The following is a 15813-nucleotide window of genomic DNA, read 5'->3' as shown; positions in this document are numbered from 1 at the left end:
GGTTCTAACATGCACTGGCGACAGGCTGCAACCAGCTAAGGTGGTTCCATGCCTGCTGGGTTTCCTGATTTCCGCCTCGGCACCGTGCTGGCGACGAGCTTCACGGGAACTTTGTCGGAGCGTCACGGTGATCCGGTGGAACGCATCCCGACGCCGCAGCGACTCGTCGATTGGCTGGCGGTGAACGAGCTGACCGTGGACTCCTGCACCACCGCCCAGCTCGAGCTGGCCCAGGAACTACGGGAGGCAATTCACGCCGCCGCGACAGCGGCCGCGATTCACGACCCACTCCCCGCACATGCCGTCCGAATCATCAACGACCGCAGCCTTCAGGGCCGGGCCACGGCAATCCTGACACCCGAGGGCACACGGCGATGGCGACTTACCTCGCCGTCCTGCGTCGAAGACGCCCTGGGCGTGATCGCCGCCGACGCGATCAACATCATCGCGGGCGAACGAGACGGAAAACTGGCCTTGTGCGCATCACCGACCTGCCGCGCCGCCTTCTTCGACACCAGCCGGAGCCGCACCCGCAAATGGTGTGACATGAACACCTGCGGAAACCGCCAGAAGAAGGCGCGCTTCAACGCCGCCCACCGCAAGGACACCCGGAGCTGAGGATACGGAAGCTCCTGCGTCGTGGCCGAACCTGAACTGCACGAGCATCGTCACGCAACGTGGTCGCAGAGACGACGATCAGCGATGCGCGCGTTCGTGAACCGTCAACCCCATCGTCGTCGCCAGCCACCGGCGAGACCGTGCGTGGAATTCGCGGGCGAGGCCCGCGCCCGGCGCCCAGCTGTCGAAACCGTGGGGCGCGCCGGGGACGACGTCGAGTTCGACCGGCACGCCCGCCGCGCGCAGACGCTCCGCGTAGGCGACGTCCTCGTCGTGGAACAGGTCGATGGTGCCGACGCCTATCCAGGTCGGCGGGGTGCCGGTGAGGTCGACGCGACGGGCGGCTACGGCGAAATCGGGCACGGTGGCGCTGCCGGGTGGGGCGGCGAGGTAGCTGCCCCAGCCGTAGCGATTGTTGTCGTTGGTCCAGCCGAGATGGCGCAGGGCGTCCAGATCGCGGCGTGCGGCGGTGTGGTCGTCGAGCATCGGCGCGCTCAACCACAGGGCGGCCGGGCGGGAGCCGCCGTCGGCGACGAGCCGCTGGCACAGGCAGGCGGCCAGGCCGCCGCCGGCGCTCTGCCCGCCGAGCACCACCCGCGCGGGATCGACACCGAATCGGGCGGCGTTGCGCTGCAACCACATCCATGCGATCCAGCAGTCCTGCAGTGGAGCCGGAAAGGGATGTTCGGGTGCGAGGCGGTAGTCGACGGAGACGATCGTGACGCCGAGGTCGCGAGCGGTGACCGAACAGAAGGCATCGTCCTGGACCGGACTGCCGAGAACGTATCCGCCGCCGTGAATCCACAACACCGCAACCGGCGAAGAAGTGCCCGTGGGGCGATAGACACGCAGCGGTACGCGGCCGGCCGCGAGGTGCTCGATGCGCACGCCCGCTATTCGACGGGCGGGCCGATGCGCGGCGGCCAGGCGCACCAGGCGCAATGCCCAGCGGCGGCCGATCGTCAGCGGCGGCAACCAGCGCGCGGGTCCGCGCAGTTCCGGCGCTACGAGAGACAGGTCCATCGCGATCTCCTTCTCACACCCGAACGAAACTATAGTTCGGACAGGTGTCTCACAGCGGCCGATTGCCAGGGAGCGCAGCGGCATTCACCGCGGGCAGACGATTCGCACGGACGGCGGGCGCAGAAACTGCGATCGCGCGGGCACCACCGCGAGCAGGCTCTTGCGCCGCGCGAGGGCCACCGCGTGCCCGATGGCCCCGAAGGGCAGATGCTGCCAGGTCCAGTTACAGCCGTGCGGCGCCAGCAGCATCGCCGTCTGCGCGAAATCGGCGTGTTCGACCTGTTCGGCATCGACGAACATGCCGACCATGATCGAGCTCACCAGCGCCGGAGCCAGGGTGCCGTCACAGACGACATGCACGGTGCCGTCACGGCCGACATAGTGTGCGGCCCAATCCAATACGGCACGCCGCCGGGCCACGCGCCCGGTGACGAGCGCGACGACCTCGGATTCGCAGCGCGGGGACATCTCAGCCGTGGGGACCCTCCAGAATCGTCACCGCCGACACCGCCGTGGGGCCGCCGAGGTTGTGCGCCAATCCGATTCGCGCCCCGTCGACCTGATTCGCGGCATGGCCGCGCAGTTGCTCGAACAGTTCCACGCATTGCGCCACACCGGTGGCCCCCGGCGGGTGGCCCTTGGACTTCAAACCTCCGCTCGGGTTCACCGGCAGCGCACCGCCCACGCTGGTCGCGCCCGTGTCGACCAGTTTGCAGGCCTCGAAGCGGTCGGCGAAGCCGAGATCCTCGTAGCTGATCAATTCGATGCCGGTGAAGAAATCGTGCACCTCCGCGACATCGATATCGGCCGGAGTCAGTCCCGCCATCGCGAAGGCCTGTTTCGCCGCGCGCACCGTCGCCGGGAATGTGGTCATATCCCGTTTGTGCTGGTGCATCACCGAATCCAGGCCCAAACCCACTCCCCTGATCCAGACCGGCCGATCGGTGTAGCGATCCACCACGTCCTCCGCGGCGAGGATCAGCGCGGCGGCGCCGTCGCTCTGCGGCGCGCAGTCGTACACGCCGAACGGGTCCACCACCATCGGCGCGGCGAGGGCCTGCTCCAGCGAGATCTCGAAACGTAAGCGCGCCTTCGGATTCGAGACGCCGTGCCGGTGGTTCTTCACCGCGATCATGCCCAGATGCTCGCGTCCGGCGGGCGATTCGTGCAGGTAGCGAGCGACGTGCAGGGCGAAGCCGGCCGGCGCGATCAGGCCGAGCGGGTAGTCCCACGCCATATCGCGGGTCATCGCCTCCCACTCCCACAACATGTCCTTGGAGGCGGTTTCGCGGAGTTTGTCCGCGCCGATCACCAGCGCCACATCATAGGCACCGGAGGCGATGCCGAACAGGGCGTTGCGCACCGCGTCATTGCCTGTGGCACACGAATTCTCGACGCGGGTGACCGGCAGGTCCGGCACCCCGAGCACGTCGGCGAGAATGCCCGAGGGGAACCCGTCCGGGGTGCCCATCGCCCCGAACCACGCCGCCTGCAGGTCCGATTTCGCGACCCCCTTGTCCACCGACGCCGCACATTCGGCGAAGGCCATCGGCAGCAGATCCTTGATCCCGAGCGCGAAATGTTCGGCGAACGGCGTCATCCCGGCGCCGACCAGTGCCACCCGTCTCATGCCGCCTCCGTAATTCGCGGGAGCGCCCGCACCCCGGTCGGCCCCACGAGCGCTGCGCGATTATGTCTCATGCCGCCTCCGTAATTCGCGGGAGCGCCCGCACCCCCCTTCGGCGCCACGAGCGCTGCGCGATTATGTCTCATGCCGCCTCCGTGTCCGGCTCGAACGCGTACCCGTAGTCCGGCACTCCGGAGCGCACCGCGACCCGGCGCAGGACCATGCGCCCGCGGTCGCCGATGCGGACCGTGCCGGGATCGGTGCCGGTGACCTTGACCAGTGCCCGCACGTCCACCTCGTCGAGTTCGACGATCACCAGCGAATACGGTGTTCGCAGACCGGGCACCGGCACGTGCACCGTCACCTCGGTGTACACGGTTCCGGTGCGCGGCAGCGGAATCAGCGTGTAGTCCGTGCTGAGCCGGCCGTCGTCACCGAGGCGATAGCGCGGCGGGAAATCCAATTCGTCGCGGCCCGGGTGGCGACCGGCCTCCCAGCGCACCTTGGCCTCGAAGGCCCGCTCGTAGGCGGCCAGCGAGATCGGGATGTCGGCACCCGGTACCGCGACCGCCTCCGGTTCGGCTCGCACCGCGGGCTCGCGCCGGTATACCCGCACCGGCCCCGCGGAGACCGTGACCCCCGACAGACTGGCCTGCTCGACCCCGACGAGCAGCCCCGTCTGTCCCCAGTCGGCCAGTGCCGCAAGGGCGAACAGGCTCGACCCGGCCCCCGTCGTCGGCAATCGTGGTGGGTCACCGACGCACAGGTGGGCCGCCTGCTCGTGGTCGACGCCCGACACGATCACCGGCGTATCCACCCACGCCGCGGCCAGCGAGGCGAGCAGGCCGCGCTCGTGCAGCAGCCGCGGATCACCGTAATCGTGGACATCGCCGGTGGCGTTGCGGGTGCGCACCGGCAGACTGCGCGCCACCCGGGCCGCGGTCCGCACCGCCAGTCCGCGCTCGGCGACCAGCGCCGCGGCCGCACCGGCCGGATCCAGGTCGACGCCGATGATCAGCGTGCGCGGGCGGGCGGAGCTGAGCGCGTCCAGTGTCGCGGGCGCGCCGCCGAGTCGTTCGATCACCTCGAGCTCGGGATCCAAACCCAGTCCGGCCAGCAGCACCGCGGCATTACTGCTCTCCAGCAACGGCAGATCCCGGCTCACCACGACGACGCGCTCGACATACGCGGTGGCACGCGGGGCGCCCGAGAGGGCGGCCCGCCCGGCCTCCACGGCCAGGGTCACCGCGTCCTCGTCCGCGCCGGGCACACGGCCGCGCGGTCCGCCCCAGCAGGGCAGATAGGTTCCGATCGATGCGACACAGGGCATGTCAGCCTTCCTGCGGGCGAAACTACGTGATGGCGCCGGCGGTCTTGAGCGCGATGATGCGATCCCAGTCCAATCCCAGCTCCAGCAGCACTTCCTCGGTGTGCGCCGCGAATTCCGGCCCGGGCCCGGTATCGGGTGCGGCGAGATCGAATTGCACCGGGTTGGCGACCATTTCGAGGCTGCCGACCTGCACCAGGTAGTCGTTGGCGCGGATCTGCGGATCGGAGCCGACCTGCAGGCTGTCCTGCACCGGCGCCCACGGCCCGGCCATGGTGGCGAGTTTCTCGGTCCATTCGGCGAGGGTGCGCTGCCCGATCGCCTCACGCAGAATCGCCACGCCCGCTTCGGTATTGGCGGCGATCGACTCCGCCGTGGCGAAGCGGGGATCGTCGGCCAGCTCCGGCCGGTCGATGTGGCGCATGACGTCGGCCCAGAACTTGGTGGGCTGCAACATGACCAGCGAGAGAAAGCGGCCGTCGGCGGTCTCGTAGAGGCCCGACAGCGGATTGGTCGGCGCCCCGTGCGAACCGGGTGCGGGCGCGATCAGCGGCTGCCGCAGATGTGCCGACAGCGCGATGGTGTGGCCCATGGACCACAGGCCGCTGCCCAGCAGCGAGACGTCGACCACCGACGGTTCGCCGGTCCGTTCGCGTTTCAGCAGCGCCGCCGCGATACCGCCGGCCAGATTCGTGCCGGAGATGGTGTCGCCGAAGGCCGGACCGGGCGGGGAGATGAGCCCGTCCATCCCCTCCGGGGTGATGGTCGCGGCGACCGACCCACGGCACCAGAACGCGGTCATATCGAAACCGCCTTTGGTCGATTCCTCACCGCGCGGTCCCAGCGCGCTGCCGCGTGCGTAGACGATGTCCGGCTTCACCGCGCGGATGTCGTCGACATCGATGCCGAATTTGGCGCGCGCCTGCGGCAGGAAGCTGGTGAGGAACACATCGGCCGTCTTCGCCAGCTCGTAGATCACCTCGCGCCCCTCGGGGACCGACATGTCCAGTCCGATACTGCGTTTGCCGCGATTGGCGTGCTCGATATTGGGATTCGGATCGCCCTCGACCTTCAAGCGGCCGATCTGGCGCAACCCGCGCTGCGGATCACCGGTGCGGGCGTGTTCCACCTTCACCACATCCGCCCCCCATTCGGCCAGCACGGCACCGGCCGAGGGGACGAACCCGTACATCGCGACCTCGAGGACGCGGATGCCGTCCAGGGGTTTGCCGCCGCTCATCACGCCACCACCGCTGCGAAGGACTTCTGCTCGAGGAATTCCTCGATCCCGGCCACACCCATCTCGCGGCCGATGCCCGACTGCTTGTAGCCGCCGAACGGCACATCGGGATGAAAGTAGTTGCCGCCGTTGATACTCATCGTTCCGGTGCGGATGCGCCGCGCCACCGCCAGCGCCCGGTCCTCGTCGGCGGAGAACACGCCGCCCGACAGCCCGTAGACGGAGTTGTTGGCGATGCGAACCGCATCCTCGTCGTCGTCGAACGGGATCAGGGCCAGCACCGGCCCGAACACCTCTTCCTGGGCGATCTCGCTGTCCGGGTCGACGCCCGCGAGCAGGGTCGGGGCGTAGAAGTAGCCGGGGTCGACCTTCTCCCCGCCGCACACCAGTTTCGCGCCGGCCTCCACCGCGCGCTGCACCAGACCGTGCACCTTGTCGCGCTGGCGTTCCGAAATCAGCGGGCCCATATAGTTTTTCGGATCGCCTGGGTCGCCGTAGCTGACCTTGGACATGAATCCGGCGACCATCTCGGCCACCTCGTCGTGGCGCTCGCGCGGCACCAGCATGCGCGTGGTGATCGCACAGCCCTGCCCGGCGTGGCTGCAGATGCTGAAGGCGCCGAACATCGCGGCGGTGCCGAAATCGGCGTCGTCGAGCACGACCATCGCGGATTTGCCGCCCAGTTCCAGGAAGACGCGTTTGAGCGAATCGCCGGCCGCCGACATGATTTGGCGGCCCACCGCGGTCGATCCGGTGAAGCTGACGACGTCGACATCGCGATGAGTGGTCAGCGTCCTGCCCACCTCGACATCGGATCCGGACAGCACGTTCACCACCCCCGCCGGGATGTCGGTGTGCTCCGCGATCACCTCGCCGAGCGCCAGTGTGGCCAGCGGCGTATCGGGGGCGCCCTTGAGCACCACGGTGCAACCGGCGGCCAGCGCCGGCGCCAGTTTCGCCAGCGCCAGCTGATGCGGATAGTTGTAGGCCGCGATCGCCGCGACCACACCGGAGGCCTCGCGCTCCACCCAGCGACGGTGCATGCGGCCGCGGTCCTCCACCTCGCCGAGTTCCTCGGTGCGCGGGTAGGTGCGGGTGAGACCGGCGAAGTAGTTCACGATCTCGAACGGTGTCTCGAGCTGATTGGCGTGGGTCATCATCCGGGTCGCGCCGACCTCGGCGATGGTCAGCTCGCGCAGGTCTTCGACGTTGGCGCGCAGTGCCGCGTAGAACTGCTCCAGGCAGTGCGCGCGGAATTCGGTGTTCGTGGACCAGTCGGTGGTGTCGAAGGCCCGGCGCGCGGCCGCGATCGCCGCCTCGGTGTCGGCGATGCTCGCCTCGGGCGCGTACCCGTAGATCTCTCCGGTGGCCGGATTGAGTGAGGCGAAACTGCGCTCCCCCGCGACGAGTTCACCGTCGATCAGCATTCGTCTGGTGACGGCGCGCCCGTCGCCGGCCGTCGCGTTGCCCTGTGGCATCCCGTCTCCTCGTCTATGGAAATTCCATTCTCAACAATGGAGAATAATGTATCCGAGCAGGTTCGGCCCCAGCAATGGCCGAACGCGTCCCACCGATCGCCGCCGTTACCCGGTCACCCTCGGAACGTGCTCGAATCCAGGGAAACCTTGCGGAGAAACGCCGAGCGAGAGTACGGTTCTCACAATTGGAAGGGAGATTCTTGTGGTTGAGACGACAGCGCTGAACCCCACCATCGGAGTGGAGGTCACCGGGGTCGAGGATCTGCACGACGACACGGTGATCAGCCGGTGCCTCGAGGCCCTGAAGTGGCGCGGCGTCCTGGTGGTCCGCGGACTGCATCTCGACGACGAAGCCCAGCTGGCGTTCTGCCGGCGCCTGGGCACGGTGCTCGCTCCCGGTGGCCGCGAAATCTTCACCATCACACTGGATCCCGAGAAGAACCGGGCCGCGAAATATCTCGAGGGCACCTTCTTCTGGCATATCGACGACACCACCAACGACGTGCCGGCCAAGGCGACCGTGCTCACCGCGCGGCATGTGGCGATGGAAGGCGGCGGCACCCAGTTCGCCAGCACCTACGCCGCCTACGAAGGACTGTCCGAGGCCGAACGCAAGCGCTACGACAACCTGCGCGTCGTGCACAGCTTCGAGGCCTCCCAGCGCCTCGTGCACCCCGACCCGACCGCCGAGCAGGTCGCCGACTGGCGCCACCTGCCCACGCACGAAACGTCGCTGGTGTGGCAACGCCGGGACGGCCGCCGCTCACTGGTCATCGGCGCCACCGCCGACCACATCGTGGGCATGGACGCGGCCGAGAGCCGCGCACTGCTCGACGAACTCCTGGAGTGGTCGACTCAGCCGCGCTTCTCCTACACCCACGACTGGTCGGTCGGTGATCTGGTGGTGTGGGACAACACCGGAATCCTGCACCGCGCCCTGCACTACGACGCGAGCTCCGAACGCGAACTGCACCGCACCACGATCGCGGGAGCCGAACCGTGGGCGTGAGAACAGCGGTGGTCACCGGGGGCGGGTCCGGCATCGGACTGGCCGTGGCGAATCGGTTGCGCGCCGACGGCTTTCGCGTGGCCACTCTCGACATCAAACCCGGCGAGTCCGAATTCGACCACACCGCCGATGTCACCGACCGCGCCCAGATCGACGCCGCGCTCACCGCGATCCGGGAACAACTGGGCCCGGTGACGGTGCTGGTGAACTCCGCCGGCGCCGAAGGCTACCGCCGCTTCGCCAACCTGAGCTTCGAGCAGTGGGAACGCACCATCGCGGTGAACCTGCACGGGGTCTTCCACAGCATTCAGGCCGTCCTGCCCGATATGCGCGCCGCGCAGTGGGGCCGGATCGTCAACATCTCCTCCTCCAGCACCCATTCCGGGCAACCCTTCATGTCGCACTACGTCTCGGCGAAGTCGGCGGTCAACGGACTGACGAAATCGCTGGCCCTGGAACTCGGCCCGGAGGGCATCACCGTGAACGCGGTCCCGCCCGGGTTCATCGATACACCGATGCTGCGCAAGACCGAACAGGCCCAGCTGCTCGGCGGATCCATCGAGGACCACATCGCCCGCACCCCGGTCCGCCGGGTCGGCCGGCCCGAGGACATCGCCGCCGCCTGCGCGTTCCTCGTCTCCGAGGAAGCCGGCTACATCACCGGCCAGATCCTGGGTGTCAACGGCGGCCGCAATACCTAACCGGCGCGAAACGCGCTGAGGCACAACACAACCGAAAGGACCACCAGTGGGACGCGTGGAAGGCAAAGTCGCCCTCGTCACCGGTGCCGCACGAGGGCAGGGCCGCAGTCACGCGGTGAAGCTGGCGTCCGAGGGCGCCGACATCATCGCCGTCGACATCTGCAAGGACATCGAGACCATCGGCTATGCGATGGCGCGGCCGGAAGACCTCGAGGAAACCGAACGACTGGTGGAGAAGACCGGCCGCCGGATCGTCGCCGTGCAGGCCGACGTCCGCGATATCGCCGCGCTGCGCGACGCGGTGAAACGCGGCGTCGACGAGCTGGGGCATCTGGATGTCGTGGTGGCCCAGGCCGGCATCGCCGGCATGAAGGGCGAACCGCAGTGGCAGGCCTGGACCGACGTCATCGACACCAACCTGATCGGCGTGATCAACACCGTGCACGCCGCACTGCCGTATCTGGACACCGGCGCCTCGATCATCGCCACCGGCTCGACCGCGGCGTTGATGGATGTGGCCAAGGTCGATCAGCCCGGCAAGGATCCCGGCGGCATCGCCTATATGGTCGCCAAGCGCGGATTGTCGATGTACATGCACGAATTGGCGACGCATATCGCCGCGCGCAATATCCGCGCCAATGTCATCCATCCGACCAACTGCAATACGAACATGTTGCAGAGCGAGCCCATGTACCGCTCGTTCCGGCCCGATCTCGAGAAGCCGACCCTGCAGGACGCGCAGCCCGCGTTCCATGTGCAGCAGGCCATGCCGGTGCCGTGGATCGAGCCGGAGGACACCAGCAACATGGTGCTGTTCCTGGCCTCCGACGAATCCCGCTACGTCACCGGCATGCAGATGCGGGTGGACGCCGGCGGATACCTCAAGTGGTACGACTATCACATCTAAGGGGAGACACCGTGAAGGTTCGCGTCGATCCGGAGCGCTGCCAGGGACACACCCTGTGCGCCATGGTCGCTCCGAAGTCGTTCGTACTCAGTGAAATCGACGGCCACTCCTCGGCGGTCAGCGAGGACGTTCCCCCGGATCAGGAGGAACAGGTCCGCGAGGCCGCCCAGTCGTGCCCGGAACGAGCGATCACCATCACCTGAGAGGAACGCCGTGACCGCCGAAAACATCACCGAGGCCGGACCGGCGGACGACGAGCGGAAACAACCGCAGTACTCGTTCGACCGGTACGCCCCGGAGTATCGCGACAATTTCCTGTCCATCACCCAGGACATGCAGCAGCACTGCCCGATCGCCTGGTCGGACACCTACGGTGGCCACTGGGTCGCCGCCGGCAACCGCGAGGTGTTCGAGCTCGCCCGCTGCCCCTACGTGTCCAACGATCACGACACCGCCGGGGAACGCCGTGGCTATCAAGGGATTTCGATTCCGAAACCGCCACGCGCCGCCGCCATCCGGGGCGGGATCCTGGAGATGGACGAGCCCGAGCATCGCGAACTGCGGTCGGCGCTCAACCCGTATCTGTCCCCGGCGGCGGTCAACCGCTGGATTCCGTTCATCGACGAGGTCGTGCGCGCGGCGATCGACGAGAAGATCGAATCCGGCCGCATCGACTTCGTCGACGATCTGGCCAATATCGTTCCCGCCGTTCTCACCTTGGCGATGCTCGGCATTCCGCTGAAGAAGTGGACGGTCTACAACGAACCGGTCCATGCCGCGGTCTACACCCCGCCCGATTCCCCGGATATCGAGCGGATCACCGCGATGCACCGGGAGATGGGCCTGGATCTGCTCAACAACCTGATCGAGATCAAGGAGAATCCGCGGCCGGGCATGATCGACGCGGTGGTGCGGGCGAAGGTCAACGGCGCCCAACTGCCCGACCTCGAGATGCTCGGCATGCTGGCACTGATCATCGGCGGCGGTTTCGACACCACCACGGCGCTCACCGCGCATTCGCTGGAATGGTTGTCGGAGCATCCGGACCAGCGCGAAATCCTCAGCGCGGAGCGCGAGACCCTGCTCGATTCGGCGACCGAGGAATTCCTGCGGTACTACACGCCGGCCCCGGGCGACGGCCGCACCATCGCCGAGGACTGCGAGGTGGTCGGCACACGATTCGCCGAGGGCGATCGGCTGTGGCTGTCGTGGGCGATGGCCAACCGCGATCCGTCGATCTTCGAGGACCCCAACGAGATCATCCTCGACCGGCATCGCAACCGGCACTACAGTTTCGGGCTCGGGATCCACCGCTGCATCGGCTCCAATCTGGCCCGCACGGTATTCAAGCGGATGCTGCTCGCGGTGCTGGACCGGATGCCGGACTACCGCTGCGACCCCGACACCACGGTGCACTACGACACCATCGCCGTCATCCAGGGCATGCGGCATCTGCCGGCGACCTTCACCCCGGGCCCGCGGCTGGGCGAGGGGCTCGACGCGACGCTGGAGAAGTTGCAGGCGATCTGCGAGGAGCAACAGCTCGCGGCGCCGGTGACCGCCCGCAAGGAACAGGCCGACATCCACTGAGCCTCGCGCACAGCCGAATTCGCATTTCGCACCGACAAGCAGGAGGCGTGAGGTGACCACCGCGTCCGGGCGGCCGCTACCGCAACTCACCGCGCAGAACGAGTTCTTCTGGACCGCCGGCGCCGACGATCGGCTGCGCATCCAGCAGTGCCGGACCTGCGCCGAGCTGATCCATCCGCCGCAGCCGGTGTGCCGCTATTGCCGGGGCACCGAGATGGGGGTGCGGGAAGTCTCCGGTGTGGCGACGCTCATCGGCTTCACGCACAACGAGCGGTTCGGACTGCCGGGGCTGCCACCGCCGTATGTGGTCGGGCAGGTCGCGCTGGTGGAGGATCCGCGAATTCGCCTGACCACCACCGTCATCGGCTGCGACGCCGCCGACCTGGTGCTCGGTATGCGGATGGAGGTGGTGTTCGAACAGCACGAGGACGTGTGGCTTCCGTTGTTCCGGCCCACGGCCGAACAACCGGAGCCGGCACCGCTGCCGGCCGACGAGATCGACCCCGACCGCTTCGCCGAGCACGTCCGGCCTCGGGTCTCCGCCGCCAAATTCGAGGATCGGGTGGCGCTGACCGGCATCGGAATGTCCGAGATCGGACGGCGGCTGATGGTTCCCCCGCTGGCGCTGACCGTGCAGGCCTGTGAACGCGCGATCGCGGACGCCGGGCTCACGATGGCCGATATCGACGGAATCTCCTCGTACCCGGGCGGCGGGAACGTCGGCGGATTCGGTGAGGGTGGGGTGACCGCCCTCGAGTCGGCGCTGGGGCTGCGGCCGGTCTGGTACAACGGCGGCATCGAAACCTTCGGGCCGGGTGGCTCGGTGATCGCGGCGATGCTGGCCGTCGCGGGTGGACTGGCCCGGCACGTGCTGTGCTTCCGGACGGTGTGGGAGGCCACCTACAACGAACTGATCCGCACCGGTGCGACGGCACCGCTGGGCGGTGGCCGCACCCCCAGCTGGCAGCTGCCGTTCGGGGCGACCTCCGCGGCGCACACCCTCGCCCAGAACGCGCAGCGGCACTTCCATCGCTACGGCACGACCAAGGAGACGCTGGGCTGGATCGCGCTGAACCAGCGTGCCAATGCCGCGCTGAATCCCACTGCGGTGTACCGGGATCCGCTCACCATGGACGATTACCTGTCGGCACGCCCGGTGACCAGTCCGTTCGGCCTCTACGACTGCGACGTGCCCTGCGACGGCGCGGTGGCGGTGATCGTCTCGGCCGCCGATGCCGCTGCCGATCTGGCCAAACCCCCGGTGTACGTGGAGGCCGTGGGCACTCAGATCCTGGAGCGGGTGGAGTGGGACCAGAGCACCCTCACCCACGAACCGCAGGTGCTCGGGCAGTCGGCGCATCTGTGGTCGCGCACCGATCTGCGGCCCGAGGACGTCGACGTCGCCGAACTCTACGACGGCTTCAGCTTCAACTGCCTGTCCTGGATCGAGGCACTGGGCTTCTGCAAGATCGGCGAGGCGAAGGACTTCCTCGACGGCGGTAAGAACATCGCGCGCGACGGACTTCTGCCGCTCAACACCCACGGCGGGCAGCTCTCGCACGGACGCACCCACGGCATGGGCCTGATCCACGAGGCGGTCGCCCAGCTGCGCGGTGAATGCGGGCCGCGTCAGGTCGCCGGCGCGCGGGTGGCGGTCACCAGCAGCGGTGGGTTGACTCCGAGCGGCGTGCTGCTGCTGCGGAGCGAGCGATGACCGCGGCCGCGGAGCAGCCCGCCCCAGCAGCGAGCCGGCCCATCACGCCGGCAGCGAAGCAGACCGGCACGCCGGAGGCGGACGGCCGGCTGCCGGCAGCGGCGGAGCACCATCATGCACGGACCGCGCGGCATCTCCATGTGGCGGCCGCGACACCCCGCCCGAGAGCACAGCACAGCGCGTCCATACCCATCGCTGCCGCGTCCGACGGACTGCCGCATCTACTCGGTGCACACCGTTCCTCCACGGCACCGGAGCGGGTGGTGACCGAGGCAGGCGAAATCGCGGTGTCGGGACTTCTGATGCGGGCGCGAGAGCCGCGTGCGGTGCTGGTCGCGCTGCACGGCGGCGCTACCACCTCGGTCTACTTCGACTGTCCGGGACACCCCGAGTTGTCGCTGCTGCACACCGCCCGCGACCTCGGCTTCACCGTGCTGGCGCTGGACCGGCCGGGCTACGGTGCGTCGGCACCGCACGCCGATCGGCTGTGGGATCCGCGGCGGCGCGTCGACCTGATGTATTCGGCGGTGGCACAACTGCTTCCCGACGCGCGCGATGCGGGCATACTGCTGATCGCCCACTCGGCCGGGTGCGAGCTGGCCCTGCGGATGGCCGCCGACGATCGCGGCCGCGACCTGCTGGGCCTCGAAGTAGCCGGTACCGGACGCGAATACAGCGCCGCGGCCGCGACGATGTTGTCCGGGCCGCGCGGGCCCGGTGCGCGACCGCGTGGACTCAACGAACTGCTCTGGCAACCGGCCCGGCTGTATCCGCCCGACCTGGTCGGCGGCGCGGCGATCGCCGCGAACGGACCCCGGCTGGAAGCGGCGACCGTCACCGACTGGGCCGATACCGAATTCCCGGCCCTCGCCGGTCGGATCCGCGTGCCGGTGCGCTTCACCCTCGGCGATCACGAACGGGTGTGGCGCAACGACCCGGACGGGATGGCGCATGCCGGCACGGCGTTCACCGCGGCGCCCCGGGTGGTACTCAACCGGCAGCCGGGCAGCGGGCACAACCTGAGCGTGGGCCGTTCCGCGCGCGCCTACCACCTGGGGGTGCTGGCCTTCGCCGAGGAGTGCCTGCTCGCCGCCGGTGACGGGTTCTCCTGCTCTGCAACCCAATTCGACGGGGCCGACGGTACGCGGCCCGGAAGGTGAGGCGAAGATGGATGTCGCCGACGTGGCACTGCTGCTGTTGCGCCTGGTGGTCGGCGCGACCATGATCGCGCACGGCTACAACCATTGGCGCGGCGGCGGCCGCATCGACGGGACCGCCCGCTGGTTCGCCGGGCTCGGGTTGCGCAACGGCATCCTGCAGGCCTGGCTGAGTGTCGTCACCGAAATCGGTGCGGGCGCATTGCTGATCGTGGGCCTGTTCACGCCGCTGGCGTGTGCGGCGATCATCTCGGTGATGCTCGTGGCGGGGCTGCTGGCGCATCGCCCCAACGGATTCTTCGTCTTCAAGGAGGGCTACGAGTACGTGCTGGTGCTCGCGGTCACCGCCTTGGCCACGGCCATGCTGGGCCCGGGATGGCTCTCGCTCGACCACGCCACCGATATCGAGGTCGTGGGCTGGGCGGGCGGTGCGATCGCGGCGGGGGTGGCCGTGGTCGCGACGGCCGGGCTGCTGGCGACCTTCTGGCGTCCGGCACCGGCTCCCGCGCAGCAGCCGGAAACCACGGCGTGACAGCGGCATTCGACGGAAGAGGTACGGATATGCGAGTCGGATTCATCGGATTGGGCAGTCAGGGCGGCCCCATGGCGCGGCGCATCATCGCGGCCGGATATCCGACGACGCTGTGGGCCCGCCGGGCCGCCACCCTCGAGCCGTTCGCGGAGTCCGGCGCGGCGACCGCCGAGACGCCGGCGGCACTGGGCGCCGGCAGCGATCTGGTCTGTGTCTGCGTGGTCGGCGACGACGACGTGCGCGAGGTCCTCACCGGCGAACACGGCGTGCTCGCGGGGATGTCCGCGGGCGGTGTGGTGGCCGTGCACAGCACGGTACATCCCGACACCTGCCGCGAACTTGCGAAAACCGCTGCGGTGCAGAACATCTCGCTGATCGACGCGCCGGTCAGCGGCGGCGGGCCGGCGGCCGAGGCCGGGCGGCTGCTGGTGATGGCCGGTGGTGACGCCGAGGTCGTGCAGCGCTGCCGGCCCGTATTCGACAGCTACGCCGACCCGGTGGTGCATCTCGGCGAGGTCGGCTCCGGACAGGTCACCAAGCTGCTCAACAATCTGCTGTTCACCGCGAACCTCGCGACCGCGATGAGCACCTTCACCCTGGGCGCGGGCCTGGGCGTGGATCCGGCGCGGCTGGGCGAGGTGATCGCGCACGGCACCGCGAACAGTTTCGCGCTCGGGCGCATCGTCGACGCCGGGGTGAGCCTCGATCGGCTGGCCCAGTACGCCGGTGCGCTGCTGCGCAAGGACGTCTCCCTGGTGGCTGGCCTGGCCGATGCGGCGGGGGCCGATCCCGGCGTCGTCCTCACCGCCGCGGACGCCACCCTGGCGCTGATGAATCAGCGGCGGTGACCGGGATGCGGATCGGATTCGTCGGCGCCGGGCGGATGGGCC

The 15813-nt window shown here is 68.7% G+C and carries 16 protein-coding genes; 10 read left to right on the top strand and 6 right to left on the bottom strand.

Features of this window, described 5'->3' with window-relative positions:
* The first annotated feature begins 48 nt into the window (after positions 1 to 48).
* Positions 49 to 618: a CGNR zinc finger domain-containing protein gene (locus NN2_RS14320; protein ID WP_063013880.1), complete on the top strand. Its 570-nt coding sequence runs from the start codon at positions 49 to 51 to the stop codon at positions 616 to 618.
* Positions 619 to 696: 78 nt separating this feature from the next.
* On the opposite strand, the gene NN2_RS14315 is transcribed toward NN2_RS14320, so the two are convergent.
* The 6 genes from NN2_RS14315 to NN2_RS14290 form a co-directional block, all read right to left on the bottom strand.
* Complete coding sequence (locus tag NN2_RS14315; protein ID WP_063013878.1) at positions 697 to 1641, bottom strand: alpha/beta hydrolase; 945 nt, start codon at positions 1639 to 1641, stop codon at positions 697 to 699.
* 84 nt (positions 1642 to 1725) lie between these two features.
* Complete coding sequence (locus tag NN2_RS14310; protein WP_063013876.1) at positions 1726 to 2109, bottom strand: hypothetical protein; 384 nt, start codon at positions 2107 to 2109, stop codon at positions 1726 to 1728.
* A 1-nt stretch (position 2110) separates the two neighbouring features.
* Positions 2111 to 3271, bottom strand: a complete 1161-nt coding sequence (locus tag NN2_RS14305; protein WP_063013874.1) for a thiolase C-terminal domain-containing protein — start codon at positions 3269 to 3271, stop codon at positions 2111 to 2113.
* 139 nt (positions 3272 to 3410) lie between these two features.
* Positions 3411 to 4598, bottom strand: a complete 1188-nt coding sequence (locus tag NN2_RS14300) for an OB-fold domain-containing protein (protein WP_063013872.1) — start codon at positions 4596 to 4598, stop codon at positions 3411 to 3413.
* A gap of 22 nt (positions 4599 to 4620) precedes the next feature.
* Positions 4621 to 5835, bottom strand: a complete 1215-nt coding sequence (locus tag NN2_RS14295; RefSeq protein WP_063013870.1) for a CaiB/BaiF CoA transferase family protein — start codon at positions 5833 to 5835, stop codon at positions 4621 to 4623.
* Positions 5835 to 7313, bottom strand: coding sequence for an aldehyde dehydrogenase family protein (locus NN2_RS14290; RefSeq protein WP_063013868.1), 1479 nt, complete (start codon positions 7311 to 7313; stop codon positions 5835 to 5837). Before NN2_RS14290 ends, NN2_RS14295 begins: the two co-directional genes overlap by 1 nt.
* 202 nt (positions 7314 to 7515) lie before the next feature.
* Between NN2_RS14290 and NN2_RS14285 the strand changes: the two genes are divergently transcribed.
* From NN2_RS14285 to NN2_RS14245, 9 genes are all read left to right on the top strand, one after another.
* Entirely contained in the window at positions 7516 to 8322 is an 807-nt protein-coding gene (locus tag NN2_RS14285) for a TauD/TfdA dioxygenase family protein (RefSeq protein WP_063013866.1), read from the top strand.
* Complete coding sequence (locus tag NN2_RS14280) at positions 8319 to 9023, top strand: SDR family NAD(P)-dependent oxidoreductase (RefSeq protein WP_063013996.1); 705 nt, start codon at positions 8319 to 8321, stop codon at positions 9021 to 9023. Before NN2_RS14285 ends, NN2_RS14280 begins: the two co-directional genes overlap by 4 nt.
* Positions 9024 to 9069: 46 nt before the next feature.
* Positions 9070 to 9930 carry a mycofactocin-coupled SDR family oxidoreductase gene (locus NN2_RS14275; RefSeq protein ID WP_030517539.1) on the top strand — a complete coding sequence of 287 codons (861 nt, stop codon included), beginning with the start codon at positions 9070 to 9072 and terminating at the stop codon, positions 9928 to 9930.
* A gap of 11 nt (positions 9931 to 9941) precedes the next feature.
* Positions 9942 to 10133: a ferredoxin gene (locus NN2_RS14270; RefSeq protein ID WP_030517538.1), complete on the top strand. Its 192-nt coding sequence runs from the start codon at positions 9942 to 9944 to the stop codon at positions 10131 to 10133.
* A gap of 10 nt (positions 10134 to 10143) precedes the next feature.
* Entirely contained in the window at positions 10144 to 11520 is a 1377-nt protein-coding gene (locus NN2_RS14265) for a cytochrome P450 (protein ID WP_063013864.1), read from the top strand.
* A 52-nt stretch (positions 11521 to 11572) separates the two neighbouring features.
* Entirely contained in the window at positions 11573 to 13234 is a 1662-nt protein-coding gene (locus NN2_RS14260; protein WP_063013862.1) for a thiolase C-terminal domain-containing protein, read from the top strand.
* A gap of 263 nt (positions 13235 to 13497) precedes the next feature.
* Entirely contained in the window at positions 13498 to 14394 is an 897-nt protein-coding gene (locus NN2_RS14255; RefSeq protein ID WP_174554970.1) for an alpha/beta hydrolase, read from the top strand.
* A 7-nt stretch (positions 14395 to 14401) separates the two neighbouring features.
* Positions 14402 to 14923 carry a DoxX family protein gene (locus tag NN2_RS14250; protein ID WP_030517534.1) on the top strand — a complete coding sequence of 174 codons (522 nt, stop codon included), beginning with the start codon at positions 14402 to 14404 and terminating at the stop codon, positions 14921 to 14923.
* A 29-nt stretch (positions 14924 to 14952) separates the two neighbouring features.
* Positions 14953 to 15771, top strand: a complete 819-nt coding sequence (locus tag NN2_RS14245) for an NAD(P)-dependent oxidoreductase (RefSeq protein WP_063013860.1) — start codon at positions 14953 to 14955, stop codon at positions 15769 to 15771.
* Positions 15772 to 15813: the final 42 nt, after the last annotated feature.

Origin of the sequence: Nocardia nova NBRC 15556 (assembly GCF_001613005.1) — a bacterium.
Lineage (GTDB): Bacteria > Actinomycetota > Actinomycetes > Mycobacteriales > Mycobacteriaceae > Nocardia > Nocardia nova.
Note: the sequence above shows the minus strand (reverse complement) of the source record. Positions and strands in the feature narration are given on the sequence as shown.

Bases quoted from the DNA above. Each gene is read 5' to 3' on its own strand.
- NN2_RS14300 (WP_063013872.1), bottom strand. From the start codon at position 4,598: ATGCCCTGTGTCGCATCGATCGGAACCTATCTGCCCTGCTGGGGCGGA.
- NN2_RS14315 (WP_063013878.1), bottom strand. From the start codon at position 1,641: ATGGACCTGTCTCTCGTAGCGCCGGAACTGCGCGGACCCGCGCGCTGG.
- NN2_RS14245 (WP_063013860.1), top strand. From the start codon at position 14,953: ATGCGAGTCGGATTCATCGGATTGGGCAGTCAGGGCGGCCCCATGGCG.
- NN2_RS14250 (WP_030517534.1), top strand. From the start codon at position 14,402: ATGGATGTCGCCGACGTGGCACTGCTGCTGTTGCGCCTGGTGGTCGGC.
- NN2_RS14310 (WP_063013876.1), bottom strand. From the start codon at position 2,109: ATGTCCCCGCGCTGCGAATCCGAGGTCGTCGCGCTCGTCACCGGGCGC.
- NN2_RS14305 (WP_063013874.1), bottom strand. From the start codon at position 3,271: ATGAGACGGGTGGCACTGGTCGGCGCCGGGATGACGCCGTTCGCCGAA.
- NN2_RS14290 (WP_063013868.1), bottom strand. From the start codon at position 7,313: ATGCCACAGGGCAACGCGACGGCCGGCGACGGGCGCGCCGTCACCAGA.
- NN2_RS14320 (WP_063013880.1), top strand. From the start codon at position 49: ATGCCTGCTGGGTTTCCTGATTTCCGCCTCGGCACCGTGCTGGCGACG.
- NN2_RS14295 (WP_063013870.1), bottom strand. From the start codon at position 5,835: ATGAGCGGCGGCAAACCCCTGGACGGCATCCGCGTCCTCGAGGTCGCG.